This window comes from Hyphomicrobium denitrificans ATCC 51888 (genome assembly GCF_000143145.1).
GTDB classification, from domain to species: Bacteria; Pseudomonadota; Alphaproteobacteria; order Rhizobiales; family Hyphomicrobiaceae; genus Hyphomicrobium_B; species Hyphomicrobium_B denitrificans.
Window position 1 is genome coordinate 112,442 of the sequence record NC_014313.1, and the last position, 26,477, is coordinate 138,918.

31 protein-coding genes are annotated in these 26,477 nt (G+C 57.2%); 5 read left to right on the forward strand and 26 right to left on the reverse strand.

Going from position 1 to position 26,477, the window contains the following annotated elements; translation table 11 throughout:
* Positions 1-108: 108 nt before the first annotated feature.
* From HDEN_RS00475 to HDEN_RS00490, 4 genes are all read left to right on the forward strand, one after another.
* Complete coding sequence (locus HDEN_RS00475; RefSeq protein ID WP_013214140.1) at positions 109-1,653, forward strand: bifunctional aminoglycoside phosphotransferase/ATP-binding protein; 1,545 nt, start codon at positions 109-111, stop codon at positions 1,651-1,653.
* Between the two features lie 119 nt (positions 1,654-1,772).
* Entirely contained in the window at positions 1,773-2,138 is a 366-nt protein-coding gene (locus HDEN_RS00480; protein ID WP_013214141.1) for an HPF/RaiA family ribosome-associated protein, read from the forward strand.
* A gap of 250 nt (positions 2,139-2,388) precedes the next feature.
* A complete protein-coding gene (locus tag HDEN_RS00485; RefSeq protein WP_013214142.1) occupies positions 2,389-3,426 on the forward strand; it encodes a zinc-dependent alcohol dehydrogenase family protein in 1,038 nt (345 codons plus the stop codon).
* Positions 3,427-3,492: 66 nt separating this feature from the next.
* Positions 3,493-4,035 carry a flavin reductase family protein gene (locus tag HDEN_RS00490; RefSeq protein WP_013214143.1) on the forward strand — a complete coding sequence of 181 codons (543 nt, stop codon included), beginning with the start codon at positions 3,493-3,495 and terminating at the stop codon, positions 4,033-4,035.
* A gap of 518 nt (positions 4,036-4,553) precedes the next feature.
* Here the strand turns inward: HDEN_RS00490 and HDEN_RS00495 are convergent.
* The 6 genes from HDEN_RS00495 to HDEN_RS00520 all read right to left on the reverse strand — a co-directional run bounded on the left by HDEN_RS00495 (position 4,554) and on the right by HDEN_RS00520 (position 12,955).
* Positions 4,554-5,804 carry a PAS domain-containing protein gene (locus HDEN_RS00495; RefSeq protein ID WP_013214145.1) on the reverse strand — a complete coding sequence of 417 codons (1,251 nt, stop codon included), beginning with the start codon at positions 5,802-5,804 and terminating at the stop codon, positions 4,554-4,556.
* 271 nt (positions 5,805-6,075) lie between these two features.
* Positions 6,076-7,059: a GDP-L-fucose synthase gene (fcl, locus tag HDEN_RS00500; RefSeq protein WP_013214146.1), complete on the reverse strand. Its 984-nt coding sequence runs from the start codon at positions 7,057-7,059 to the stop codon at positions 6,076-6,078.
* Positions 7,056-8,129: a GDP-mannose 4,6-dehydratase gene (gmd, locus tag HDEN_RS00505; RefSeq protein ID WP_041921467.1), complete on the reverse strand. Its 1,074-nt coding sequence runs from the start codon at positions 8,127-8,129 to the stop codon at positions 7,056-7,058. The genes fcl and gmd overlap by 4 nt, the downstream gene beginning before the upstream one ends.
* Before the next feature lie 229 nt (positions 8,130-8,358).
* Entirely contained in the window at positions 8,359-10,062 is a 1,704-nt protein-coding gene (locus tag HDEN_RS00510) for a methyl-accepting chemotaxis protein (RefSeq protein WP_013214148.1), read from the reverse strand.
* A 231-nt stretch (positions 10,063-10,293) separates the two neighbouring features.
* Entirely contained in the window at positions 10,294-11,196 is a 903-nt protein-coding gene (folD, locus tag HDEN_RS00515; RefSeq protein ID WP_013214149.1) for a bifunctional methylenetetrahydrofolate dehydrogenase/methenyltetrahydrofolate cyclohydrolase FolD, read from the reverse strand.
* A gap of 82 nt (positions 11,197-11,278) precedes the next feature.
* Positions 11,279-12,955 carry a formate--tetrahydrofolate ligase gene (locus HDEN_RS00520; RefSeq protein ID WP_013214150.1) on the reverse strand — a complete coding sequence of 559 codons (1,677 nt, stop codon included), beginning with the start codon at positions 12,953-12,955 and terminating at the stop codon, positions 11,279-11,281.
* Positions 12,956-13,897: 942 nt separating this feature from the next.
* Here HDEN_RS00520 and HDEN_RS00525 point away from each other — a divergent pair.
* The gene (locus tag HDEN_RS00525) at positions 13,898-15,832 is read left to right on the forward strand and encodes a polysaccharide biosynthesis protein (RefSeq protein ID WP_013214151.1); all 1,935 of its coding nucleotides are present in this window, start codon (positions 13,898-13,900) and stop codon (positions 15,830-15,832) included.
* 52 nt (positions 15,833-15,884) lie between these two features.
* Here HDEN_RS00525 and HDEN_RS17630 read toward each other — a convergent pair whose 3' ends face one another.
* From HDEN_RS17630 to HDEN_RS00615, 20 genes are all read right to left on the reverse strand, one after another.
* Positions 15,885-18,017, reverse strand: coding sequence for an O-antigen ligase family protein (locus HDEN_RS17630; RefSeq protein ID WP_169305470.1), 2,133 nt, complete (start codon positions 18,015-18,017; stop codon positions 15,885-15,887).
* A 14-nt stretch (positions 18,018-18,031) separates the two neighbouring features.
* Complete coding sequence (locus HDEN_RS00535) at positions 18,032-18,301, reverse strand: helix-turn-helix transcriptional regulator (RefSeq protein WP_013214153.1); 270 nt, start codon at positions 18,299-18,301, stop codon at positions 18,032-18,034.
* Positions 18,302-18,307: 6 nt separating this feature from the next.
* Positions 18,308-18,499 (reverse strand): hypothetical protein, encoded by a 192-nt coding sequence (locus HDEN_RS00540; protein WP_013214154.1) that lies wholly within the window; start codon positions 18,497-18,499, stop codon positions 18,308-18,310.
* Positions 18,500-18,548: 49 nt separating this feature from the next.
* Positions 18,549-19,058: an HNH endonuclease gene (locus HDEN_RS17860; protein WP_013214155.1), complete on the reverse strand. Its 510-nt coding sequence runs from the start codon at positions 19,056-19,058 to the stop codon at positions 18,549-18,551.
* A 4-nt stretch (positions 19,059-19,062) separates the two neighbouring features.
* On the reverse strand, positions 19,063-19,410 hold the full coding sequence (locus HDEN_RS00550) for a hypothetical protein (RefSeq protein WP_013214156.1): 348 nt from the start codon (positions 19,408-19,410) through the stop codon (positions 19,063-19,065).
* 12 nt (positions 19,411-19,422) lie between these two features.
* Positions 19,423-19,677, reverse strand: a complete 255-nt coding sequence (locus tag HDEN_RS00555; protein ID WP_013214157.1) for a hypothetical protein — start codon at positions 19,675-19,677, stop codon at positions 19,423-19,425.
* Positions 19,678-19,928: 251 nt separating this feature from the next.
* Entirely contained in the window at positions 19,929-20,165 is a 237-nt protein-coding gene (locus tag HDEN_RS00560) for a hypothetical protein (protein WP_013214159.1), read from the reverse strand.
* Positions 20,155-20,883, reverse strand: a complete 729-nt coding sequence (locus HDEN_RS18080) for a hypothetical protein (RefSeq protein ID WP_013214160.1) — start codon at positions 20,881-20,883, stop codon at positions 20,155-20,157. Before HDEN_RS18080 ends, HDEN_RS00560 begins: the two co-directional genes overlap by 11 nt.
* Positions 20,880-21,140, reverse strand: a complete 261-nt coding sequence (locus tag HDEN_RS00570; RefSeq protein WP_013214161.1) for a hypothetical protein — start codon at positions 21,138-21,140, stop codon at positions 20,880-20,882. Before HDEN_RS00570 ends, HDEN_RS18080 begins: the two co-directional genes overlap by 4 nt.
* A gap of 142 nt (positions 21,141-21,282) precedes the next feature.
* Entirely contained in the window at positions 21,283-21,633 is a 351-nt protein-coding gene (locus HDEN_RS00575) for a hypothetical protein (RefSeq protein WP_013214163.1), read from the reverse strand.
* Complete coding sequence (locus HDEN_RS00580) at positions 21,634-21,951, reverse strand: hypothetical protein (RefSeq protein WP_013214164.1); 318 nt, start codon at positions 21,949-21,951, stop codon at positions 21,634-21,636.
* On the reverse strand, positions 21,948-22,193 hold the full coding sequence (locus HDEN_RS00585) for a hypothetical protein (RefSeq protein ID WP_013214165.1): 246 nt from the start codon (positions 22,191-22,193) through the stop codon (positions 21,948-21,950). Before HDEN_RS00585 ends, HDEN_RS00580 begins: the two co-directional genes overlap by 4 nt.
* Positions 22,187-22,621, reverse strand: coding sequence for a hypothetical protein (locus tag HDEN_RS00590; protein ID WP_013214166.1), 435 nt, complete (start codon positions 22,619-22,621; stop codon positions 22,187-22,189). The genes HDEN_RS00585 and HDEN_RS00590 overlap by 7 nt, the downstream gene beginning before the upstream one ends.
* Before the next feature lie 396 nt (positions 22,622-23,017).
* Positions 23,018-23,773: a hypothetical protein gene (locus HDEN_RS00595; RefSeq protein ID WP_013214167.1), complete on the reverse strand. Its 756-nt coding sequence runs from the start codon at positions 23,771-23,773 to the stop codon at positions 23,018-23,020.
* Positions 23,770-24,144, reverse strand: a complete 375-nt coding sequence (locus tag HDEN_RS00600) for an HNH endonuclease (RefSeq protein ID WP_013214168.1) — start codon at positions 24,142-24,144, stop codon at positions 23,770-23,772. Before HDEN_RS00600 ends, HDEN_RS00595 begins: the two co-directional genes overlap by 4 nt.
* Positions 24,141-24,299: a hypothetical protein gene (locus HDEN_RS18240; protein ID WP_013214169.1), complete on the reverse strand. Its 159-nt coding sequence runs from the start codon at positions 24,297-24,299 to the stop codon at positions 24,141-24,143. Before HDEN_RS18240 ends, HDEN_RS00600 begins: the two co-directional genes overlap by 4 nt.
* The gene (locus tag HDEN_RS00605) at positions 24,296-24,940 is read right to left on the reverse strand and encodes a lambda exonuclease family protein (RefSeq protein WP_013214170.1); all 645 of its coding nucleotides are present in this window, start codon (positions 24,938-24,940) and stop codon (positions 24,296-24,298) included. Before HDEN_RS00605 ends, HDEN_RS18240 begins: the two co-directional genes overlap by 4 nt.
* Positions 24,937-25,653 (reverse strand): ERF family protein, encoded by a 717-nt coding sequence (locus HDEN_RS00610; RefSeq protein WP_013214171.1) that lies wholly within the window; start codon positions 25,651-25,653, stop codon positions 24,937-24,939. The genes HDEN_RS00605 and HDEN_RS00610 overlap by 4 nt, the downstream gene beginning before the upstream one ends.
* Positions 25,650-25,820, reverse strand: a complete 171-nt coding sequence (locus HDEN_RS18245; RefSeq protein WP_013214172.1) for a hypothetical protein — start codon at positions 25,818-25,820, stop codon at positions 25,650-25,652. Before HDEN_RS18245 ends, HDEN_RS00610 begins: the two co-directional genes overlap by 4 nt.
* Positions 25,807-26,217: a hypothetical protein gene (locus HDEN_RS00615; RefSeq protein WP_013214173.1), complete on the reverse strand. Its 411-nt coding sequence runs from the start codon at positions 26,215-26,217 to the stop codon at positions 25,807-25,809. Before HDEN_RS00615 ends, HDEN_RS18245 begins: the two co-directional genes overlap by 14 nt.
* Between the last annotated feature and the right edge of the window lie 260 nt (positions 26,218-26,477).

Consider the following 26,477-nt stretch of genomic DNA (forward strand, 5'->3'; position numbering starts at 1 on the left):
GATTGGATGTGAGGGAGATCGCACCCGCACGTCGAGCGCGTTGCAGTTCGCGGTTCCGACCTCAATCCGAGCTGGCGCCGCGCCGCGAATGGAAGGAAACAGACGCGCATGGTGCTCGATCATGACCAGGCCGCTATCGTCGATTTTCTGCGCAATACGCGGCCGAAGGGCACGGTGGAGTCGGATGTTGCGATCATCAGGACGCATATCTCTATTGTTCTGTTAATCGGTCCTCGCGCGTTCAAACTCAAGCGGGCCGTCAAGCTGCCTTACGTAGACTTTTCGACAGCGGAGCTTCGTCTTGCTGCGTGTCACCGGGAAGTGGAACTGAATCGAAGAACGGCTCCGGCGATCTATCTCGTCGTTCGCCGCATCACAGTCGAGCCCGATGGCTCTCTCGCGTTCGATGGGAATGGTCCTCTTCTCGATGCTGTGGTCGAGATGTTGCGTTTCGACGAGAACTCGTCATTTGAGCGGATGGCGAAGAAGCGCGTGCTGACACCTGCGCTGTTGACTGAGACTGCGAATGCGATTGCGCGCTTTCACGGCGTGGCCGAAGTCAGCCGGAGCAATTCCGGCACCGCCATCATGGCCGATGTGCTCGCGCTCAACGCTGCTGCCTTCACGACGACAGATGTTTTCCCAAAGGAGAACGTTATCGGGCTCAATTCCGCGTTGGGCGCTGCGCTCGATCGTCACCGCGAACTTCTCGATCGTCGTGGGGCGGCGGGAAAGGTTCGGCACTGTCACGGCGACTTGCATCTCGGCAATATCTGCCTCGTCGACAACACGCCAACGCTCTTCGATTGCATTGAATTTAGCGATGCCATGGCGACGATCGACGTTTTGTATGACTTGGCTTTTCTGCTGATGGACCTTTGGAATCTCGGCGAAAGATCTGCGGCTAATCTGGTCTTCAACCGGTACTTCGACGATGCCGATGAGGAAGACGGCATTGCGCTGCTGCCGTTCTTCATGGCGGTCAGGGCTTCGATCCGCGCGCACGTTCTGGCGACGCAATGCCAGGGCCAGGGCCTGAACGATGAGGGTATTGCGGCGCAGGCGAGACAGTATTTTGACCTCGCAGGGAGCCTGCTTGAACCGCAGTCCGCGCGTCTCGTCGCGATTGGTGGTTTGAGTGGAACGGGAAAATCTACGATCGCAGCGATGATCGCCGATCGCATCGGCAATGCACCGGGCGCCCGCGTGCTTGCCAGCGATCGCATTCGCAAGCGGATGTTTCGAGTTTCAGCCGAGACCAGATTACCGGCTGAAGCCTATCGCAGCGAGATATCGGAAAAAGTCTACGCAACCCAGTTGAACGAAGCCGCAGCCATAGTCGCGGCCGGGCATGCGGTCGTTGCGGAAGCGGTGTTCGATCGTGAGGAAGACCGCGCGCGCATAGCAGATTGTGCGCGCAAAGCAGGCGTTTCCTTCTCCGGCATCTGGCTCGATGCGCCGACAGACGTTCTTCTCGACCGTGTCGATGCGAGGCGCAATGACGTTTCCGACGCGACAACGGAAATCGTAAAATTGCAGGCGATGCGTCAGCGTGAGCCGACGAGCTGGATCGAAATAGGCGCTCTCGGCGCGCCTTCAGAAATCGTAGCCTGTGTCATGCAAGCGATCGAGGGAGGAACTTCTGCGCGTTAGTACGGTATCGCCAGTGCCAAGTGCGGCTCATTTTGTTGATACTTGTCAATGCTCGCGATGGTCGTTGTTCTTCAATTTCGCATGTTAGCTAATCAAGCGAAGCAAGTGCAGGTGAAATCATGCAGACGCCAGTCCAAATCAGTTTCGAGCATCTCGAACATAGCGGTGCTATCGAGCATCGCGTTCGCGAACAGCTTGAGAAGCTCGAGCAATTCTGTGGGCGTCTGACAGCGGCTCGCGTGGTTGTCGCCCGAGAACAGCGACGCCATCACAAAGGCGACAATTACAGCGTGCGGCTGCTTCTCTCCGTGCCGGGCGCCGAAGATATCGCGATCACACACAACACGACGGATACCGGCAGACACGAGGATATCCATGTCGTCATTTCCGACGCTTTTGCCGCTGCCCGCCGGCGATTGCAGGACTTCGTCGGTAAGCGGCAACGGCGGGAGAAACTCGACGACGTCGATCTCGGACGCGATTAAGTGCAGTGGCGAGCTTTAATAACTGACTCCCGTCAGCCGATTGATGGATGATCTGGCGCCCATCGCTTGCGATGAAAGCGCCGGATCATGTTAGTTGTTTCTTAAGTCGCTCTCTTATGTCTGCAATGCACGTTTGCGATTTCAGCAAGTCCACGCGCTTGTATGACTGATGCAAATCAAGGGGGTGGAGGCCGGGAACTGCAAATCATCTGAAGCGAAACGTGTCCGTTGGCATCAGAGCGAGGATGATATGAAAGCCCTTGTCTACAAAGGACCCGGCGAGAAAGTCGTCGAAGATCGGCCAGTTCCGGAAGTGAAGGATCCGGGCGATGCGATCGTCAAGATCAGCAAGACGACGATATGCGGCACCGATCTGCACATCTTGAAGGGCGATGTCGCGACGTGCAGTCCAGGTCGAATTCTTGGCCACGAGGGGACGGGTATCGTTGAGAAAGTCGGCGCAGGGGTCTCGACGTTTCGGCCCGGCGATCATGTTCTTATTTCCTGCATTTCTTCGTGTGGACGCTGCGAGAACTGCCGGAAGGGCATGTACTCGCATTGCTCGACCGGTGGCTGGATTCTCGGCAATCAGATCGACGGGACACAGGCCGAACATGTGCGAATTCCGCACGCCGATACGAGCCTGTATCGCATTCCAGACGGCGTCGATGAAGAAGCTCTCGTGATGCTCAGCGATATTTTGCCGACTGGCTTTGAGTGCGGCGTTCTTAACGGCAAAGTCGTACCCGGCAGCACCGTCGCGATCGTCGGATCCGGGCCGATCGGTCTTGCGGCGCTGTTGACAGCGCAATTCTATTCACCGGCCGAAATCATCATGATCGATCTCGATGATAATCGGCTTGAGGCTGCCAAGCGCTTCGGCGCGACCAAGACCGTCAATGGCTCTGGAGCGAAGGCCGTGGACGCCGTGATGAAGTTGACCGGCGGTCGCGGCGTCGATACGGCGATCGAGGCTGTTGGTGTGCCTGCGACGTTTCAGGTCTGCGAGGATATCATCGCTCCGGGCGGGACGATTGCGAACGTCGGCGTCCATGGCGTCAAAGTCGACCTGCACCTCGAGCGCCTTTGGAGCCAGAACATTACGATAACGACCCGCCTTGTTGACACTGTTACCACGCCGATGCTGCTGAAGACGGTCGCGGCGAAGAAAATCGATCCGGCAAAGCTCATCACGCACCGCTTCAAGATCGATCAAATCCTCGAGGCTTACGACACGTTCAGCCGCGCGTCCGAGACGGGCGCATTGAAGGTGATCATCGAGGCTTGATCTTGCCGGCGCCGGAGATCACTGAGGCGTACCGGCGGGGCAAGTACAGTAGAGAGTGGGTCCGGCATGAGAGCAATGAAACTAAGCCGGGCCTTCACGTTGATCGAGCCGGGTCCGGTTGTGCTCGTCACGACGCGCGATCGTGGCAAAAACAACATCATGACCATCTCCTGGACGATGGTGATGGACTTTACGCCCAAGTTTGCGCTGACGACCGGCAGCTGGAACTATTCTTTTGCTGCTTTGCGAAAGACCAAAGAGTGCGTGATCGCCATTCCCACCGTTGACCTGCTCGATCAGGTCGTTGGCGTTGGTACGTGCTCGGGGGAAGATACCGACAAGTTCGCGAAGTTCGGGTTTACTGCGCTCGACGGGAAAGCCGTCAAAGCGCCGCTGCTTGCGGAATGCCTTGCAAACATTGAATGCAAGGTCATCGATTTCGTGCCGAAGCATGACATCGTCGTGCTCGAGGCCGTCGCAGCCTATTTCGACACCAAACGAAAGGAGACGCGCATGCTGCACGCGGTCGGCGACGGTACTTTCGTCAGCGACGGGCGCAAGTATGACCGTCGGAAGATGATGGCAGCCAAACTTCCCGCGGGTCTTTGAGAACCAGCGAGCCCACTCAGGTGTTTGTATTTGGATCGGTCAAAGGGCTGGCAGCCCTGTTGCCACAGAGTTGACGGCGTCTCGGCGACAAGCTTCATCGCCTTCAACGACTTGTTACCACGGACATTCTTGGACCATTAGCCGGGCTGACGGAGTTGAAGCAGTCATCTAATATGCGGTTCATCGGTTTATGACGGCAGGATCATCACGACCCACCAAGACGTAAAGCGGATCGAGGTTGCCCATGTCCGATATTCAGACACCTGGCGCAACATGCTGCACGTGCCGCGGCAGGGGTTTCGTTTTTCGCGGGGGCACGATGCAGCACGCAACCAGCCGCACTCCGTGTCAGAGCTTGATTTCCCGTGTCTATGATTTCTGTCCCGAGTGTCTGGGTACTGGCGTGACGATCCCGCGTGCAATGCAGCGCACGCCTTGGGAGTTGGCGTTCGAGATCGTCAGTTCAAAATGAGGTCACCGCAGGCCGCGGGCGTATTGCATTTGGCGATGTCGCGCGACTAGGCGAGTGTGTCCAGCTCGACCACAGTTTCGCGAATGCGATCGTTCAACTTTGCAATGTCTTCCAGGCCGCGTGTCAGCGTTTGCTGGCCCTGCTCGAGGTCGGCGATGAGATCGGAAAAAATTCCGTTGCTCAGACCGACGCTTTCAACCTTGCCCATAACGCGCACGGCGATCAGTCCTGAGAGAAGACGTTTCATTTCGCTGGTCAGATCGAAGAAGTGTCCGATGCGTACCTTGATCAGCTCGAACTTCGCTGCTGCGCGCGCTTTGTAGTCGTCGGTCTGCTGGCGAAGGCGTTTTGCTTCCTCGCTCGCCGCGTTTGTGTCATCACAGACTTCCTGATCGAAAAGGCTTGCCATTTCATCCTGCAGCCGGGCGGTGCAGGCGAGGAACAATCCTTCATTGACTCCTGAGAACACCTCGTTTGACGCCGTTTCCAAGTGTTGGAGGTTGGTCACGATCGCCTTTGAAATATGATCGTAGTTTGAGGAGATTTCGGCGATTGCGCGCCCTTTGTCTCCCAACCGCAACGCCTGTATCCGCAGGTTGGTTGGCGTGTGATTGAATGTCGAAATCATTGCGAGCATGCGATCGGTCGTCGAAAGCAGCGTGTCGGCCGCGCTCACCAGATTATCGAACAGATCAATCAGCCGCCAAGCCGGTCGCCCCATTGCGGCATTCCGCTGCTGCATCTCGCGGCTCAGGGCGGCTGTCATGAACGCTGGGTAGTCGCGGAAACCGCTGGCGCGCAGGTTGTGCACGAGCGCAGCCGCGCTGTCGGCCGGCTTTATCGCGCTGGTGATCTCGTTTCGCCGGACCGACTTATAGAGCGTCGATGCCGCGGCGAAGAGATCGCTGCTCGGCTTGAGGCGAACCGATAGATAGCCGCCCTCAATCGGGGTTACGACGGCATATACCCAATAGTAGTTGCCGTTCTTGGCTCTGTTCTTGACGTAAGCGCCGACGGGATGCCCGGCGCGGATCTGCTCCCATAAGACGAAGAAGACGGCTCTCGGCATATCGGGATGGCGGATGATGTTGTGCGGGCGGTCCATCATCTCCGCCCAGGGGTATTCGCTCACGCGTTGGAAAACGGCGTTGCCCGATTGAATGCGTCCGCGCGACTCGGTGCGTGAAAAGAACAGCTCAGCGAGTTCGAACGGAGATTCGGTCTCCGTTACTTTTAAGGAGTTCTCCGAAGGCCTGCTGACGTCGCCATCGACCGACGCTTCAGATGATGGAATCATGCGCGGGTCTCCATGAGCGACTGAACCGTGTGCTATCAGGGCAGTTAGTGAGGCAGACGCGATTAAAAATCGCTATGCGATACAATGTGATACGCGAAATGCGAGCCTTACCGGCGTTTCCGAATGGGGTGTTCCGAGGGGGTGGTACGCGCTGGCGTCAATATTTGTATAGCTGGGCGTTGGTCCGTATGCGTACCATGACCCAAGTCAATCTGAGGCCATCGCGGCATGGCGGTGCGCCTCGGCAGCCACGCTTGCCACAATGGGCAAGCTATTCGTTGGATTGGGCGGTGAGGCGGGAAGTTGCTTCGTTGGCCGCGAACCACCGGTACGTGTCGACGAGCCCGTCCCGCAAGCCGTAGCGGGGCCGCCAGCCTGTTGCGGTCAATTTCGAGATGTCGAGCAATTTCTGTGGCGTTCCGTCGGGTTTGCTCGGATCGGTAGCGATTGTTCCAGTAAATCCGACGACGTCGCAAATGAGCTTGGCGACGTCCATGATGGTCACGTCTTCGCCGGTGCCGACGTTGACGTGCTCCATTCCGGAGTAGACTTTCATCAGGTGGACGAGGGCGCTCGCGGCATCATCGACGTGCAGGAATTCGCGCCGTGGTGTGCCGCTTCCCCAGATTGTGATTTCCGAATGGCTAGCTCGCTTTGCTTCATGCGCCTTGCGGAGCAAAGCGGGGATGACGTGGCTGGATGTAAGATCGTAATTGTCGCCCGGCCCATACAAGTTGGTCGGCATCGCGGCGATGAAGTCCGCGCCGTATTGCCGGCGATAAGCCTGGCACAATTTGAGCCCGGCGATTTTGGCGATCGCGTACGCTTCGTTGGTCGGCTCTAGGCTGCCGGTCAGGAGCGCATTCTCAAGTATGGGCTGCGGCGCGAGCTTCGGATAGATGCAGGACGATCCAAGATACAGCAGCTTTTCGACGCCCGTTCGAAAAGCGGCTTCGATCACGTTCAACTCGATCGCGAGATTGTCATAGAGGAAGTCGGCGGGCTTGCTGTCGTTCGCCAGAATGCCTCCAACTTTGGCGGCAGCGAGAAACACAACGTCGGGTTTTTCGGCGTTGAACCAGGCTCTGACCTGGGTCTGCCCGCGAAGGTCGAGGCGCTCGCGATCCGCCGTCAGGATTGTGCAGTCCTCGTGAGCAAGCTGACGGACGATCGCCGATCCGACCATGCCGCGATGGCCGCAGACGAAGACGCGCTTGTTTTTCAGATCGAAGGGCATGGCCTTGCTATAGCTCATTCAGCGAGCGTGTTGCGCCAGCTCTCACGATCAAGAAGCTGAATGTCAGCCGCAACCATTTCCTTCACGAGTTCAGAAAACGTCGTTTTGTGGTGCCAGCCGAGTTCGTTCCTTGCCTTCGTTGGGTCGCCGAGTAGAACGTCGACCTCGGTCGGACGGAAATATCTTGGATCGATACGGATCAGTTCGGCGCCAGTTTTTGTGTCGAGGCCGACTTCGTCAACGCCGGCGCCGGTCCAGTCGATGGTTTTTCCGATTTCCGCGAACGCCAATTCAACGAACTCGCGAACAGCGTGTGTTTCGCCGGTTGCGAGCACGTAATCGCCGGGCTGATCGCTCTGAACGATTTTCCACATGCCCTCGACGTAGTCCTTGGCATGGCCCCAGTCGCGCTTGGCGTCGAGGTTGCCAAGATAAAGTGTCGATTGCAGTCCGGCGCCGATCCTTGCCACGGCCCGTGTAATTTTGCGCGTGACGAACGTTTCGCCGCGCATCGGGCTTTCGTGGTTGAACAGAATGCCGTTCGATGCGTGCATTCCGTAGGCTTCGCGATAGTTGACGGCGATCCAATACGCGTAAAGCTTCGCCACACCGTAAGGCGAGCGCGGATAAAATGGCGTCGATTCCTTTTGCGGCGTTTCCTGTACCTTGCCGTAAAGCTCGGACGTCGAAGCCTGATAGAAGCGAACGGAATTCGCGAGTTTTAGAATTCTGATCGCTTCGAGAAACCGCAAGACGCCGACGGCATCGGAGTTGGCGGTATATTCCGGCGTTTCGAAGCTGACCTGAACGTGGCTTTGCGCTGCCAGATTGTAAATTTCATCAGGCTGAATTTCCTGCACAAGCCGGATGACGTTGGTCGCGTCCGTGAGGTCTCCGTAGTGCATGAAGAACAATACGTCGTCCTCGTGCGGGTCCTGATAGATTTCGTCGACTCGCTGCGTGTTGAAGGATGACGACCGCCGCTTAATCCCATGCACGATGTAACCCTTATCGAGCAGCAGCCGGGCAAGGTATGCGCCGTCCTGGCCGGTCACACCCGAGATTAAAGCCGTTTTCTTTTTGGTCATGTCTGCCCCGCCCGCATCGGGCCATCGCACTCGCGATGTCCTCAGCGCGGAAAAGCAAATACCTATTTCTATCTTTAGGGGCAACTATCCATTGACAACAACCTGTGGGAGAAAATGCCGACTTTGCGGTGACCTACAATGCGGCCGTGCCGGTGCTACAGGCAACACCGACAGCGAAAGCTCGGCTGAACTCCGGCTCAGCTGGCCGTTCGATCAGCTGGCCTTGCTATCAGCTCATCTGGCTCTGCGCGAGCCATGCGCTGAGTTCGGCTTCGCCTAGAAGGTTGCCCGGCTCGTCGCGATAGCAATGCGTTCCGTCGTGCACTCGCCCCTGCCATTGCTGTTCGATTTGGTTACAGCGGCTGCTGGCGCGGAAGCTTCCAATGAAGGCGTTGACGCTTTTGAGAAGCGACGCGCTCGCCGGGCTCGCCGCGACTGCGACGGTATAATAGTAGAGCTTGCTCGCGAGATTGCCCGGTAAGATTTCGATTTTGCCGAACCATGGGCTCGATGGATTGGAGCAAGCCCAATGGTAGATCGGCAAATCCACGCAGAATGCGTCGACCTTTCCTTCGGCAAGGCAATCGTGGATGCGGCCCTGATCGGAATAGGCGACGAGATTGGCGAGCGAAATTTTTCGCCCGGGCTTGTCCTTGTTGGCGGACCAGCGAACGCCGTATGTATCGAGGACTTCGAACGCGCCGGGGTCGTTGATGATGCCGAGGACTTTTCCGTCGAGATCGTCGAGCTTGCGAATTCGCATATCGCCGACGCGTCGCGCGAGGACGAACGGCAGATACGTGTACGTGTCGGAATATGCGACTTGGCGATAAGTTGCGTTCGGCGGCAGCGCGCTCCAAATCACATCGACGGGCTGCTCGCCCTCTTTGATGCCGACGTGTAGCAGACCGGTCAACGCGTCCCACGGATACTCGACGAACTCGCACGTTACGCCGATCGATTGCGCGTAGGCGCGGGCGTAATCGACGTCGAGGCCCATCAGCGGTTCGCGCGGGCGGCGCCGGAATGACAATCCAACGAAGCCCGGTTCTACGCCGACGCGTAGCACGCCACGCCGTTTGATTTGTTCGAGGCGGTCCGTTGCGGGCGAGAGCTTCCATCGTCGCGCCACGTCGAGCAGCGGCTCGTTGGCATCGTCGGCATTGGCCGTTGCAGACGCGACGTCGTCAAGTTCCTGAAGCGCCCAGCCGAGGCGTGCGCGAAGGCGGCGGCCGGCGGTTCTCTGCATATCGACAAGTTCGTCGATAACTTTGTTATTATCTGCAACGTCCGCGAGATTGTGCGTCATCTCGTCGATCGTCGCCGAGACGCGTCCGAGCGAGTCATCGCTCGATTGCCGGACCGACGTCACCGCGGATCGGAACTCGTGCGCAGATTTATCGATCTGGGCTTCGACGTCGGCGAAGTTCAACAGAACTTCGGCCTCCTTCGCATGGTCCATCGTCGTTTCCGCGAGCCGGCCGACTTCGTTCGCAACGACGGCAAAGCCGCGCCCCGCTTCGCCTGCACGTGCGGCCTCGATCCGCGCGTTGATCGAAAGGATTTTGATCTGGTGGCCGATCTCGACGATCGTTGCCAGAATCTTTTTCGTATCCTCGGATTTTCTGGAAATGATTTCCGTCAGCGCGCTGAAATCGCCATCGAGGGCGTCGGACATGCTCCGGAGAGCATCGCGCGTTTCAGTCTGAATGTTCGTTGCGTTCGCGCTGCAGGTTTCCAAGCCCTGGTTCGCCGCCCTGAGGGACTCGGCAAGGCTGCTGGTGCGCTGGTTCGTTTCTTCGATGAGCCGATTTTGTGTTTCGGCGGCGTCGAGTGTCTGGGCCGCCAGATGTCCGCATTGGGCGGCCGCTTCGTGAAGGATGACGACGGGAGCGGTAATGGATTCGCGTGAATTGGAGCGTCTGCCGGTCATTCTCGCCTCGCTAGCTGCTAGGCCGAATGCACGATGACGACATCAGACGAGTCTATCGTCGGCCAGGAAATGCAAACCCACGACAATAAAGGGAGAAATGGCCGGGGAAGAAATTCCCCGGCAAGTTGGACTCGTGGGTCAAAATGGGAGGAACCACTAGGACCTGAAAGCCAGTGTATGCGATCGATTATCAAGAAGAACTAATTTTTATCGCAGATAACATATTTTTATTCAGTCGATAAGCGCCGCGCCGACAGCGCCCGCGATGGCTGGGGAACGATCCGCGCAAGAGCGTTCGGCGGAGCTTATTGTGTTCACGAGGAGCATCGTCACGGTCATCGGACCGACGCCACCCGGCACCGGTGTAATCTTCGATGCTCTGCGGCTCACCGCTTCGAAATCGCAGTCGCCGACGAGCTGGCCGTTGGGGAGGCGGTTAATGCCGACGTCGATGACGACAGCGCCGGATTTCACCATCGGTCCAGTGATGAGGTTCGGGCAGCCGGCGGCGACGATAAGGATGTCGGCAAGAATCGTGAACTGCGCCAGGTCGCGCGTCTTGGCGTGACAGACCGAGACCGTCGCCTCGCGGTTCATCAGCATGAGCGCCATCGGCTTGCCGACGATGTTGCTTGCCCCGACGACGACGGCATTGCGTCCGGCGATCTCGACGCCGGAGTTGTCGAGCATCAGCATGACGCCATAAGGCGTGCAGGGAGGGAAGACCGTGCCGCCGACGACAAGACCGCCGACGTTATAGAGGTGAAAGCCATCGACGTCCTTCTCCTGATCGATGGCGCCGAGGACTTCCTGCAGATCGAAGTGCTTGGGCAGCGGCAACTGCACGAGGATGCCGTGAATTTTCGGATCGGCGCTCAGCTCGCGGATCTTATCGATCACAACGCTTTGTTTCTCGTCTCGAGAAAACAAGAACTTGTGTGATTGGATGCCGACGTCGGCGCAGGCCTGAATTTTTTTGCGGACGTAGACGGCCGATGCGGGGTCATCTCCGACCATGAGGACGGCGAGCCCGGGCACCACGCCGTGTCGAGCCTGGAGTTCGTCAGCGCGCTCACGGCACTGCCACCGCACTTTTGCGGCTACGGATTTTCCATCGATAATCGTTGCGGTCATCAGAGCTCACTTGATTGCTTAAATGGGTTGTCCGCCCCTGCGCTGGGCAAGGGCGGACTGGCGATTGTGGAACCGATAGGGATCAGAACAGGCCCTGGATGAGGCCCTTGTCGTCGAGGCGGATGCTATCGGCGGAGGGGACCTTCGGCAGGCCGGGCATGGTCATGATCTCGCCGGTGACGACGACGATGAACTCGGCGCCGGCAGCGAGACGCAGTTCGCGGATCGGCACGATGTGGCCGGTCGGCGCGCCGCGCTTGTTCGGATCGGTCGAGAACGAGTACTGCGTCTTCGCCATGCAGACGGGGAAGTGTCCGAAGCCCGCCGCCTCGAAGTCCTTGAACTGCGTCTCGACGCTCGCGTCGCAGGCGATGTCGGCGGCGCGATAGATTTCGGTCGCGATCGTCTTCACCTTGTCGCGCAGCTTCATCTCGGCCGGGTACAGCGGCTTGAAGTTCGCCTTGCCCTCGTCGATGACCTTGACGACGTGGTGCGCCAAGTCTTCCGTGCCCTTGCCGCCGTCCGACCAGTGCGTGCACAGGAACGCCTTCGTGCCCATGCTTTCGGCGGCCTTCTGCACTTCCGCGATCTCGGCGTCGGTGTCGGTGACGAACTTGTTCACCGCCACGACGGCCGGAACGCCGAACTTGTTGACGTTCTCGATGTGGCGCTTGAGGTTTTCGCAGCCCTTGGCCACCGCCGCGGCGTTCTCGGCCTTGAGATCATCCTTAGCGACGCCGCCATGCATCTTGAGCGCACGCACCGTCGCGACGATGACGACGGCCGACGGCGCGATGCCCGCCTTGCGGCACTTGATGTCGAAGAACTTCTCGGCTCCGAGGTCGGCGCCGAAGCCGGCTTCGGTCACGACGTAGTCGGCAAGCTTCAGAGCCGTCGTCGTCGCGAGCACCGAGTTGCAGCCGTGCGCGATGTTGGCGAACGGACCACCGTGGATGAAGACGGGGTTGTTCTCGAGCGTCTGCACGAGGTTCGGCTGCAGCGCATCTTTCAAGAGCACCGTCATGGCGCCGTCGGCTTTCAGATCGCGGGCGCGGATCGGCTTCTTGTCACGCGTGTAGGCGACGATGATGTTGCCGAGGCGGGTTTCGAGATCCTTCAGGTCCTTCGCCAGGCAGAGGATCGCCATGACCTCGGAGGCAACCGTGATGTCGAAACCATCCTCGCGCGGGAAGCCGTTCGAGACGCCGCCCAGCGAGTTGACGATCGAGCGTAGCGCGCGGTCGTTCATATCGAGGACGCGCTTCCAGCCGACGCGGCGCTGGTCGATGCCGAGGGCGTTGCCCCAATAGATGTGATTGTCGATCAGCGCGGAAAGCAGGTTGTGGGCGCTGGTGATGGCGTGGAAATCGCCGGTGAAATGCAGGTTGATGTCTTCCATCGGCACGACCTGGGCGTAACCGCCGCCGGCGGCGCCGCCCTTCATGCCGAAGCACGGCCCAAGCGACGGCTCGCGCAGCGCCATGATCGCCTTCTTGCCGATGCGGTTCAGGCCGTCGCCGAGGCCGACCGTCGTCGTCGTCTTGCCCTCGCCAGCCGGCGTCGGGCTGATCGCCGTGACGAGGATCAGGTGGCCGTTGCTGAAGGATTGGATGCTGTCGAGATACTGCGCGGAGACCTTTGCTTTGGTCCAGCCGTAGGGAATGAGAGCGTCTGCCGGAATTCCAAATTTTGCGGCGACGTCGGTGATCGGCTTCAGTTTCGCACGACGCGCTATTTCGATGTCGGATCCTTGGGACATGCATCTGCTCCGCGGCTATCGCTCATTAATCGCGGTTTCGTATAGCGAATGTTTTATTCGAGTAAAGCAACATTGTTAGGCTGCGGAGATCTTTGTTATGCTGCACTGCCGTTGTGACAACGAGATGCCGTTTCTACGCGCGAGTGTTTTCTGGGCTTGTCGCTTGTTTGATCACATCCTGCCGTTGCCGCCGCTTATATGGCTCGTGTGTTATAATGCAGGGCTTATGAAGTTTCCTTGGTGCTCTGCAGCAAACTCTCTCCGACTTTTTTTGATCGAACGGTGGTTGGAGAGTCCGCGTTGCGAGTGGCGTTGTCGGTTCCGAGCGGAACCGAGGCGAGAGGGCGTAGCCCTGAACTGACGAAAAATGCATCGTAATCCGATGCTATTTTGAGCGGGGTCCGAGAGGACATTTGTGCGAAATAGAACAAATGCTGAATTCGCTTCTAAGTGTGTTTGATGTGGCATTACGGCGAATGCCAAATTATTGGGCTAAGCAAATCCAGTTGAAATGCGGAGAAATATTCCCGCAATGTCTATGCATTTTCCGGCAGCATCATTGGATGCTGTTGCAATCTCCAATTCGAGTGGGCTGAAAAATCGAGGTGGTCCGTTCCGTTCGTGGTTTCGTTGTCGTATTCGATGAACATCGAAGCTGTAGAGGAATTTGATGCGTCGTCGCTTTGTGAAGCTACGCGTTTCATGTGTCGCTACTTTAAACACAAGGAGCATTTGTCACCGTGAAGCATCTGCAATCAAACGTGATCGTTTCCGGGATTGCAGTGACGTTGATTTGAGGTGGTCTTGCTGTGTAATAAAACAGACATTGCGGCACGAATTATGGAGACAGGCCAACCACTAATGGCTTGCATTTCGATCAAAAGAAAATATTGCTAAGCGGTCTAGTTCTATCGGGGTGCCATGAGGAGCCGCATCTTTGAAATGCCGCGCTATCACAAGCGCGCGGTATTGATTGTCGTCGATGCAGTGCTGCTTATCATTGCGCTGCGGCTGCCGATGGCGATCCGCCTTGGGCACCTCGATGTTCCGGAAGGCGAAGGCACCTGGGCGTTGGTTCTAGCCGCGCCGCTCATAACCCTCGCGATACTGTGGCGTTTCAACGTCTATCGGGTCGTTACACGCTTCGTCGGCTATCGCGGTGCGAGCCAGATTGGGCTTGCCGTCGGCCTTTCCACGTTGATCTGGGCGCTGCTGGTGTTCCTTTCGGGCCAGAATGGCATTCCGCGCTCGATCATCATTCCCTATGGGATACTCGGCACGCTGTTTCTCATTGCGGTGCGCTATGCGATCAAGGCGATCCTCAATAGCGCCGATATCATGACCGCGCGTGAGTATACGCGAGTGCCACCTCGGCCAACGCTGATCTACGGCGCGGGCCGGCTGGGGATCGAGCTGCTTAACAACGTGCGGCGCGCGCGCGATCGCGACATCATCGCATTCATCGATTCTTCGCCTACGCTTTGGCGTCAGTATGCTGGTGGAGTCAAAGTTTATCCGCCGAGCCGTTTGGCTACGCTGATCGAATCCGAAGCACCGTGTGAAGTCTTGGTCGCTTTGCCCGGGTCGCAGAGGCAGGAGCGGCGCGAGGTTCTGAAAGAACTCGAGAAGCTTCCGGTGACGGTCAAGGTTTTGCCCGCGTACGAGGATTTCACGTCCGGGCATGTCGGTGTCAACAGCTTGCGCAACGTCGATGTCAACGATCTCTTGGGCCGCGATCCGGTGATGCCGCGTCCTGAGCTTCTGGCTCGGAATACGCGGGGCAAGTCGGTTCTGGTGACTGGTGCGGGCGGCTCTATCGGCAGCGAACTGGTGCATCAAGTCGTGTGGCAGCTGCCACGCCTGCTCGTGCTGCTCGAAATCTCGGAGCCGGCGCTCTACAAAATCGATATGGAAATCCGAGACGCGTTGGCGAAGCTGCCTGAAGATGCTGCCAGACCTCGCGTCGTTCCGGTTCTCGGCTCGGTCAGCGATGAAAGGCTGGTCAACGCTCTCCTCAGTGAGCACCGCGTCGAGACGATCTACCACGCGGCAGCCTACAAGCATGTGCCGATGGTGGAGAGCAATCCGACCGCCGGAATCATCAATAACGCGCTTGGCACGCTCGTCATCGCCAAGGCTGCCGTACGCAACCGGGTCGAGCGCTTTGTTCTGATCTCGACCGACAAGGCGGTGCGTCCGACGAACGTGATGGGCGCGTCGAAGCGCTTATCGGAACTCGTGGTGCAGGCCGAAGCGGCAAGTCAAAGCGGAACGGTTTTCACGGCGGTACGCTTCGGTAACGTGCTCGACAGTTCCGGCTCCGTGGTGCCGCTTTTTCGCAAGCAAATCGCCGATGGCGGCCCGCTCACCGTCACGCATCCTGATGTCGTGCGCTATTTCATGTCGATCCATGAGGCGGCCGAGCTGGTGATACAGGCCGGTGCGATGGCGACCGGTGGTGAAGTTTTTGTGCTGCAAATGGGTGAGCCGGTCCGCATTCTCGATCTCGCGCGTCTCATGGTGCGCCTCTCCAATCGCGAAATCCGCGACGATAAAAATCCAGACGGCGATATCGAAATTTCTTTTACCGGCTTACGGCCAGGCGAGAAGCTGTACGAAGAGCTACTCATCGGCGCCAGCACCAAGCCTACCGAGCATCAGCGCATCTACAAGTCCGACGAGCCGTTTCTGCCGTTGAAGGATCTTGAGCGAGAGTTCGATCTGTTGATGCTGGCGATCGAGGCCGAAGATATGATTGCGCTCAAGAGGGTTTTGACGCGCGTTGTCGAGGGTTATCAGCCGGAGTCTGGTGCGAAGCCTGGCAAAGGTGCGCATCAGAGCCCGGATCAAGAGCCGATCTCGCAAACGATCCACTGATCACATCGCCGAAGTTCCGCGATAAATGTGCTTCGGGTTTGGCTGTCGCCATTCACCCCGAGGATCGCTGTTCTTCCTCGATATGCGTTTCGTCTTGAGCAACGTGCGGCCGGATCATGGCTAGAAAAATCGGCGTCCATAAAAACAAATAGTGCGTGTTGAACGAACGCAGCGGCTCGCTCAGATCCGATGCCATGAAGCCATTGGCGAAAATGAGCATCGCTACGACGAAAAACTTCTCATCCTTATTTTTTAGCTCGGATGCGCGAGAAAGCGCGACGGCCATCACGGCAATGAAAAAAATGGCGAGCGGAATCCCGAAGTGCAGAGCCATCCCAAGATAGGTATTGTGGGCGTGAGGAATTTCACCCGGGAAGCGAAAGGCGGATCCGACTCCCCAAAGTGGATGGCTCGCGATCGCATCGAGGCTTTGCATCCAGATGCCGTATCGCGACGGATCACGGCAAGCGAGCTCGATCTCGGGGCAGAGTACGTCGCGGATCGGGCCATAAAATAAGACGCCGGCGGCTACCAGTCCGTACGCGCCAAACGCGCTGACGAAGAGCAGCGTTCGAGATCCGTAACAAATGACCAAGGTCGTCAGGGCGAGCGCAAGTATCAGCGCAAGGAGCGGTCCGCGGCTGCCGGTAAGATAAATTGCGGTCAGCGTGATGCAGATCATCGTCGCCGCAAGCAACGCTTTCAGCGGCGTACGCCGAATGTCGATGTGGTAGGCGAGCAAGGTGATAGCCGCGAACAGGCCTGCGGCCATCGCTCCAGCCGCGAGAATGGGATTATCGGTTCGACCGACGAGGAGCAATCTGCCGTCGATATGCGGGGCCGCTACCAAAGTGACGATCACGCATGCGCAGGCTGCACCCGCAGTTAGCCACAGGATTTCGCGAAAGCGCAGATGCAATTGTGCGTAAAGAATGAGACCGTATAAACCTGCAATGAAAAGCGCGTGAGATACGCCTGAACCGAACGTTGCGGTGGGACTCCCGTAGGGAGCGCCAGCGGCACCGGCCGCATCTGATTTCGCTGGCTTTTTCTTATTATTTGTCCCACTAGATTTTATATCTGGGATTGGTGGGACGCTTTCTCCTGCCTGGACACCCTTTTCCAAGAACGCCATGCCCAAGGCCGCCATTTTTTTCCGCTCGGCGGCGCGCGTATATATCTCGGCCTCCGCCAAGCTTCGCCAACCGAACATAGCCATCAACTGATGTGCCGTGGCGCCGGCTTCCGCCGCGCGCGTTGATCCAGCTTTACGCAGCCCGTGTGCGGAGCATTGTGGCAGACCAGCCTCGATGCATCGGTCGTGAAACCAGTTCCCGAAACCGGCGATCGTGAAGGGCTTACCGTACTCAGTCAAAAGGTAGACCATGTCACCGGTGGGCCCGGCCTGTATTGCGGCGGCAAGCGGCTGCAGCATGGGGATGTGAATGATGGTGGGATACCGGTTCCGGTTCTTGTGGGCCGTCCATCGGAGAGAATCACCTTGTTCGTGCTGCCGGCCAAGCTGCACCGCATCCGATCTCCGGGCGCCGGTATACAGCATAATAGATAGGGCGAGGTGCGCCTTAGTTCCTAACGGATGGCGGCGCTGGAACGCTTCAATCTCATCCGGTAGCCAAGTGTGGTGACCGTTCGAGATCAAACGAGGTTTAGTTAGGCTGATCGCGGGATTCGCAACGCAATGCTTTTTGGATGTCGCCCATTTGAACATCGGCCGAAGTGCCTTGACCCGGTCTGTTGCGGCACCCGGCAGAGCCTTCTTGCGGTCGCGCAAAACTTCTAGGTCCGACAGTTTAATGCGGTCTAGAGGGAAGTTTCTGAATGTCTCAGCGGCCTCCTGAAAAATCGGCTCATTCAGCATCGATTCGAGTACGCGTGCTCTCGTGCGCTGTGTCGACGGATCGAGATTGGAGAAATCCTTCGATGCGCGGAAGGCCGTGACGAGCCACCCTAGGGTCCCTGGTACCGCGCTGACTGATGTCTTCTCGGCTTCTTTATAGCAACCCGTCGCAAACTGCTCGATGAGGGAGCTATAACGTTCTGCAAACTCGGGCGACGTCGGTCTCTCTCGGAGACGGATCTTCCGATATCCCGGATACCGAAAATAGATGCGCACATTGCCGTGCCTGTCGGTATCCTCGACGAGATACCGGTATCCGATGCGCATGTCCGCCCCCACGGTCATACGGCGGCGCGGTCCCAGATGTCACCAAGAGAATCACGATCGCCATCGGTATCGGGCAGAGCATCGAAGTAAGAGTCAAGCTTGCGGAGATCCCAGACGCGGCGGCCCCCTATAGGTTTGGGCTTAGGCATTAATCCGTCATCGACCATTTTGTCGAACTTACCGGGACTTATGCCGATGTAAGTCGCGGCTTCCTCGCGCGACAACCCGCGCGGCGCCAGATTGGCCGGCAATCTGCTCAGGCGATCAGCGCGAGATTTCGTCATCTCCCCTTACTCCTTCTCCCTCTCAAGCAACTGCATCGGTGACCTTGCCAATATCTGTTCCGCAAAGTTGCTGGTCCTCACCGTTATGGCCCCGTCATCGCCTTTGAAGCTGTTGGGATCAGCAAGAATAGAAAGTCCGTCTCGAAGGTGCTTTATCTCTGCCTCTAGAAGCGCTGTTTGGTTTTCGATTTCAGTCATTCTTCCCTCTCAAGTCCTGGATGTGAGTGGTGTAGTGAACGGATGGCTTTCACTCAGTCCTCGCGAACTCACCATGGTATTTTTGTGAACCTGCAATGTAGGCTGCGTGAGCTTGTTCCGGAGTGTCAAAGTAGCCAAGGCCGATTGATCTGCCGTGCACCCGGATCTGAGCACGCCAGCAGCTTCGGCGCGCAAAGAAACTAACTCCCTTAAGTCCAGAGGTATTGTTGCGGCGTTTGCGGGAATTGCATTGATTTTGTGTTTGGGTCGCTTCGCGCAAATTCGCGAACCGATTATCATCTCGAATGCCATTGATGTGATCTAGCAGTGCATTCGGCCATTTCCCGGTCATATATAGCCATGCAAGCCGGTGGGCGAGATACATGTGGCCGCCTACTTTTATGTTTCGATATCCGCAACTCTGTTGAGAGCCCGCTATCATGCCAATCCGGACAGGTCGAGCGACGCGGACCTTCCAAACGAACACACCACTATCAGGATTATAGTGGAGGACTTCTCGCAATTGTTCGGCGGTAACTGCGCAGAATTTCTCGCTCACCAAATTATTCTCCCAAAATCCTGAGAGCTTCTACCTTTGCTTCACGAGCACGACGGAGATCCTTGGCTGTAAGGTCGGAGCCAAGAAGAATGAGACGGATCTCTTCGTCGTCGACTTCCGCAGTATCAAAGCCGTCGATGCATTCTTTGAACGGCTCTACCGCTTTCATCAGTAGGTCTATGACTTGCTGCTGGCGCTCGATGATCTGATCTCTCGTTGGCTCGAAGCCGTTTGCAAGCCGTGCTTCGTACGACAGGCAATCAGGCCAATAGAGGTGGTCACACGATCCGGATGGGTTGCGGACGGCTTTTGGTCCGCCGCAGTGAGCGCAAGTGTCTGTCGCTTCTTGCATTGGGCTTAGTCCTCAGAATGGAATCTTTGCGTCTTCGTCGAAGTCGCCTCTGTTCAGTTCTGTGGCAGGAGGCCCGTTGTGCCTGCGCATGGCGGCATCAGCGATCTGCTTCGCATTCTCAGGGTGTAAAAGGCCGCGTTCGCAAAGCATGTTGATCACGTCCCATCCACTGAGCGGATAATCTTGCGCCGCCCAATCGGCCAGTTCTTCGGCCAGCGTCCAGATCGGGCTTGGAGGGAAGTCGGATTTTGTTTCGCTGTTTCCCATTCTCTACCCTTCCTTAGACTGGGTGATGTTAGGAACCGGGACCATTTTTCCGGCGTCGGGGTTTTCGTTTTCTAGTTCTGTGAGATGCTGTGCAAACCACTCGTCCTTGCAGATTGGGCAAAAGATCTTGAGCGTCGCACCGATCTTTGGAGCCGTCGTCTCAAGAACGTAATTATGCTTTTGGCACCTGTAGACGTACGGAGACCGCTTTGGCGCCGACTGTTCAGCTGGAAGAGTGTCGGAATTCTTTGTCATCCCGCTTTCTCCGTATGCTTTGCTTCTTCCTCTCCGTCGCCCATAGCGTCGGCGGCATCGCTCGCCATATCCGAGAGATTTCTGAGTGCCACATGCAGCATTTCAGTTGCCACGTCGGCGTCTTTTCCGCTGCCCTCAACCGTCGCGTCAATTCGAACCGAATAGTCGCCCTGAGAAAGCCGCACCCGCACGAACGTATCGCCGTTCGGATATTTCCCGACTTCAGCTGGCATCAGCTTTCTCCTTTGCTTCTTCCTGGGCAATGAGGGCGGAGACGGCGCTTTCTTGGATTCTCGCGGCCCAATCGAGTACTATGGCTTCGATTGCAGCATTTTCGAAATCTCGCTTGGCGCAATTCACGAAATAGCAAACGAAGCGAACGTTATCTTTCGTGTAACCTCTAGCAGGGTCGATCCGATCAATTGAGGGTGTAGTCGGGAATGGCTTCCCTCTGTTCTGTCCACGGCCTGGAGACATGACAACGCCAGTTGCGGGGCATCGTGGGTCCAACCGCAGACGCTCGACCTGTTCGAGCGTCCATGCATGATCTAAATCGAATTCCATGCCGAGTTTCCCGGCGCGACGGCGCGCAGAACTAACTTTGTGGACGATATCTTTTCGCCAGTCTGATCGCGTCAGCCGATAAGTTTCAATGTCCTTCTGGCGGCGCTCCTCTAGACGTTCCATGCGCACCCTGGCGCATGTCGCGCGGTGTTTATCCGTATTTTTGGCATAGTATCTCTTGTGTCTGGCTCGTTCTTTGTCGGGGTTGTTTTGTCGCCATTTTCGACGGCGCTCTGTGTCGTGTTGATAACGTTGCTCGACAGTAAATCCAGATAAATTGGTTCGTGTTCTTCGGGGTTTTGAGCGTGACGCATCCGTCTCAACGGCGCTTGCTGAGTCCTCACGTATGCGCTTCTGTAGGGAGCGGAGGGATTCTAGGTCGGTCATTTCGACGCCCTCAAGCAATTGCGAACAGCATCCATTTTTAGTTTGTTCTCGATGGCCGCAATGATCTCGCGCCCGCGTTTTCCGGTTGGTGTGACCTCGCGCATGAACGCGTTGGTTATGTACCAACATTCTGCCGTCCGCTTGGCCGTCCACCATTCTACGCTCGATGCGCTCACCTCGAAGTAGTCGGTTCCCAGAGTCCGCACTCGGAGAGCGGACTGCTTCTGCAAGGATTTGAGTGTGGGGAGGTCGGTCATATGTCGAACTCCCAGTCACGCATCGGGTCGACGGTGCCAGGGACCATGAGGCACTGGAAATAACGAGCGCTCGGATCGACCGGTAGGCTGCTGCAATACGATACGCGCCTGATCTTGAATTGCGCCGTATACAAAATGAACATCACGAACCCCAACGTTCAGATGCCACCACGCGCAGTCCGTGTGGATTGTGCGACGCCGATTTCACTTTCTTGAGTTTGACAAAAAGCCATTCGTCATACGATTTTCCGTCGTCATCTTTGGCGTCTTCGAACTCAGCCGACCAACCCTGCGATACACATGCGCGCTCGATGACGACACGATTTGCGGAATGAAATGTGCCTTCGATCTCGGCTTCAGAGCCACTCGTCATGCGCTGCCAGAGCTGGCCGAATTCGCATCCGTGAACAAAAGCGTGTTCTTCAGGCATTGTCCCGTAGAGCCCGGAAAAGCTGACAACGAGATCGTATGCGGTGTTGTTAGCATTTTCCATCTATTCACCCCCTCGTTCAGATGCTTCAAGAGTGGTGCGGGCTTCGTCAATCGCGTGGTTTACTGATATTCCAAGATCGACGTGCGCGCGGCTTTGGAGCGCTGATGTCCTACGCGCTAAATCCCGCATCGAGATCAGCGCGTCTTTTGCCTGTTTCAGCGCCTTTTCAAGCTCTGCTATACGGGCGCTTTCGGAGGATGAGCATGATGTCCGCACACGTCGCTTGATTTCATCGCGTTCAGCCGCGGTGAAGTATTTGGCGATTGCGGGGCCATCGATGAACACCTCGAAATAGTCCTCGTTGATCTCAATGCTCATGACTTACCTCGCGTCATCAGAGGATCGATGAAGCACGCCGCATAAGAGTGCGCGCGCTTGTAGCAGTCCCATTGGACGGTAACAGTCCCCGCATAACCAGCGGGCGATACATTGCTGACGGAAACGACCGTGCCTCTGTTGACGCGTTTTTGCACGATGTGCTGCACGCGCCCGTACTCCGATGGCACGACGCGACTGCCGACTTTGAATTGCTTCTTCATCAGGAGGATGTCGCTCAGCATGACTTGCTCTCCGAAAGAAGGGTGCGGATGATCGTTGCAATGCTCATGCTGGCGTCCATGACTGCGCTCTCATAATGAGTGCGCGCTGTGTCGTTCGGGTATTCAAGCAGGCGCATGTCACACGCTTCAGCAATCGCCGCGCATTCCTCTATCGCAGCCGCGCGCACGGCGTCGATTTGGTCGTCGAGCCCCTTACCGAGTTGTTCGAGCGCTCTTGCGGCATCGCGCTTGTAGGCGTCACGATCGGTTCTCGCCTCATCGAGTTTCGTTTTGAGGTCGGCGATCTCGAAACCCTGATTGACGCAAGTTTCATTCAGCGCAGCGACGGTTCCGTCACGCACTTCAGCAGCCCGTTTCACGCCATCGAGTTGAGCGCGAAGGGACGCGATCTCGGCGTCTTTGGCTTCGATCGCAGTCGGTTTGCGCATGCGGGACTTTGGCGATCCAGGCTCAAAGCGCCAGCCGCATTCAGGGCACGATAGAACCCCGTCTGAGCCACGAACAAGCGTCCCGCGACATTCGTCTTGATTAGGTGTCCCGCTCACTTCACCGCTCCATTAGTAGAGGGGGCTTCAACCGTGCCACTGCCTCCGCAATCGGGACACTCGGCTACGGCTTCATCACCTTTGTCGCCGGTCCGAGGGTTCAAATACCGATCCCAATCGGTGACAATCTCGCCGTTCCCTTGGCAGCGTTCGCACGTCATCCGCGCACCTTTTCATCTGTAGAGGGGGCGCTGAGAGCAGCGCGGTTTTTGTGCTTGCAAAGACAGCATCGACGCCCAGGCCGACACCAGCTTGTCCAGCATCTAAAGCGGCTCGACATCACAGCACCTCATCAGTGCTGAGCTTCCCCGCTTCGCTTGAAGGCTGAGAGGAAGTATCGGATTTCAAGCTGACGCCATCGCGCTCGGCGTCGTTCGAGAAATTCAACTCGGCAGAACACATTCTGCGAAAATGTTCGATGCGATCCGCAGCTACCTTCAACGCCTCGAAGGCTCGTCGCGTCGCCTTCGTGCGTGAACCACACTCATCTGCAAGCAGATCGCAAATGCCCATTGCTGATGAAAGTCCCGCACGATAAGCGCCAACAAATTCGGTGCCGCGAGATCGGTAGCTCTCGAAATCGCGAAGCAGGAGTGCCTCTTGCTCTGATGGCAAGGTGACTTTCTCGGACAGAGCAGGTGCACTGGCGTCAGCTTGATAGGAATCACTTCCTGAATGATGCCGATCGTTTACAGGGAGGGTGGAGAGAGCGGTGTCGATCTTCTGGATTATGGCGTGCTTGTCAGGATCAAATGCCGGGTCATCGATCCCTAGCCGAACAGCGGTCCAACACATTCGACGCGCTTGTTGTAGCGCCTCTCTCATTGGCTCATAGGCGTTGCAGGCGGTGACGATGAAGTGAGCGTTGGCCGCATTTTCCTCGGGCGGACGCAAATTCGAAACGACGGCTCCGATCGCCAGGCGATCCGCCGGATGATGAATGTTGTAATCGCCAAACTGATCAGGCCCCTCGATCGTCCAAGGTCCCGCAGTCCTATCTTCTGTCGGCATTTCTTCTTTATCGGGTGTGGTCATGACTCGTCCTCTTGGCGCTCGTATCGTCCAGCGGCCCAATTGAATTTCGTTCCCGGCTTCTTTGAGAGAGCCGACTTCTTACGCATCGATTTCGAGATGATGTGCTTGGCGGCCATGCGTCGTCCGTGGCCAGCTGTAGCGTGATCGTGAGCGTCCTTCTTCGGCTTGCACCAGGCGCATGTGAGCGTCAGATTTGACCAGTCGTTCGTGCCGCCATTCTCAAGAGCAAGCGCGTGCTCCACGATCCAGTCATCAGCCGGCATGAGCTTGCGCCCACATTGACTGCACACGCCGCCGCGTTCGAGAAACAGCTTCGCCGCCTGCTGCTCTGTCAGGAACTTGCGCGGCTCATGGTGCCAGGGTGATCTCACAGCCCTGCTTCCTCATTCACATTGATAGCAATCGTCTTCACGATCCTTGGTCGGATTTCGGAATCGTTCTGAGGCGCAACAGCTTTTGAAATAAGAACCGCAGCCACAACGAAGATGAGAATGAGCAGGCATACGCCCGTGGCATCGGAGGTCATTCGGCGGCCTCGCGACTTAGGTATTTGTCCGAAAGCGTCGCGATCGTTTTGTCGATCTCCGCAAGGAACAACCGGGCCTCGCGCTCCAACTCCGCGATAAAGTCGTCATCGCGGGGAACGCGCTGAACGAACATCTGCATTTCTGCCGGCAGGCGCGGGTCGAACGAAACGAAGTCGCACCAAGCCCGGCCGCAGCAAGCCATCTGCCACTGCATCTGCTTGATGTATTTGCCTTCCACATCCTCGCTCAGCAGCGTTTCAATGTGCGTCGCGGTGTTGGGGCATTTGATTTCGATGAGGCCGGCATCGCCAACAAGACCATCCGGAGAAGCGTGGCTCTTGTTGATGGACGGATGCAGGACGAGGCCAACTTGCTGAACGGCAACGTCGCGCATGAATTCATACATTGCGCGCGCCTGCGGCTCGGTATCGTGTCCCCACTGCATCGCGGCGTTCGTGTAGGACTCTTGCGGGGTTCCGGTCAGGCGTTCGCAAACGATACGGGCAGCTAGGTTGAACCGCGATGCGCCCCAGCCTGTTCGCGTCTTGGCGACCATATCGGCAATGCTCGAGGCCCCAAGGTTTCCGCAGCGCGCCGCCAGCCACTCCGCGCTATTCTGCTCACAGTCGATGACGTTCATTTGGAAACGTCCTTCTTCTTTTTGGAGAGAAGAAGGGCTTTCGCCTTCCCGAAATCTGCGGTGGTTATATCGGATAGACTTTCGACCTTGCCGATCTCGAGGAATTTGGCGATGTCAGTCTTTGTCTCGGTGATCAGTGCGGTCAGTTCCTCGACCTGCTCATCACTGATAAATGAAACCACGCCAGAAGCGTTTCCGTCGTCATCGCGATTACCTTCCTTGGTGGCAATGCCGGTGACCGCCTCGAACGTCGCGAGCTTCAAATAGGTCAGCGTCGATTTGATTTGCTGCAGCGGGTTCTTCGCGCCCGATGTATCCGGAGTTCCGACAAGCGAGACGCTCTCCGAATGACCAGCGACATGCGTTAGGATGCAGGTGACGCGGATGCCGTTCGACTGATCAAACTGCCAGTCGGCGTCCAGACCATGTTTGCTCAGCGCCTCATTGACGGCGTTGACGACGCTCCCGATCGACGCGTATCGGGAATTATATTGATTGTTCGTTTTGTCCTTCGTGATCACCGGAGCGGACGCTTTGAACGCGGCCTTGGCTTCGATGAATGCCTTCTTGGCTTGCGCTTTCTCCCACCGATCATTTAGATCCATGAGACGTTCGAGCTTGTCGAGGCTGTCACCGCGGGTAATGGCGGAGTTTAACATCTCCATTGGCGTGATAGCGACGGGCGTTTGAGTTATTGTTGCGAGAGCGCTCATCCGACATTCCTCCCTGCCGATGTTTGACGATTGATGTTCGAGAGCCGCTGAACGACGACGGTGGCTTCAGCGGAGCTTCGACGTTTCAACTCAGTGAACATTCGCTCGATCTCGCGCCGGAGTTCGAAGTTGGATTGCATGTTCTTGGCGTAATCAGTCAGTGCCATTGGAGGCCTCTTTCAGGTCTTTGTTGCGCACGAGTTCGTCGAGGCTTCTCACGCCCTCGAACACGCCAAGATCAACTTGCTGGCGGAGCGCGCGATACTGAGCCCGCAGCCGATCATCCTTGGCCTGCGCCAGGGCAACTTCAGCCTTGGTAATCTCTGCTTCGAACTCGGTTTTGAGAGTTTCGAGATAAGCTTCCGCTTCCGCCTTCGCATCTTCGTAAGCCTTCTTCAGGCGGTCACACTGGCATTCGAGATCAACGACGGTTGGCGTTGAATCGAGTGCGGCGCGTGCAAGGCTGTCGAGTGAATGCAGCGGACGGATATTGCTTGTCGGCTGCGTCTTGGATGCGCGTTCGAGCAGTTCTCGAAACGATGACTTTGCGAACGACGGCAGCATCTAAAATCCCCCTGAAACGTACAACAAACCCAACGCAAACCACCCGAATGCACTCGCTAGAATTGCGAGGCCCAAGGCCTCCCACAGTCGGCGGTCGATCATTTTATCCTGAGTAGTAGAGGGCCATTCCCATGACACCGATGGCCCAGAGCACGAGCAGTGTTATTCCGAGATCGAACTTTGAAAGCATGACGAACTCCACATTGAACTCAGCGACGGTTGATGAAGATCGCGACAGCCCAACAGAACGCCATGGTGTG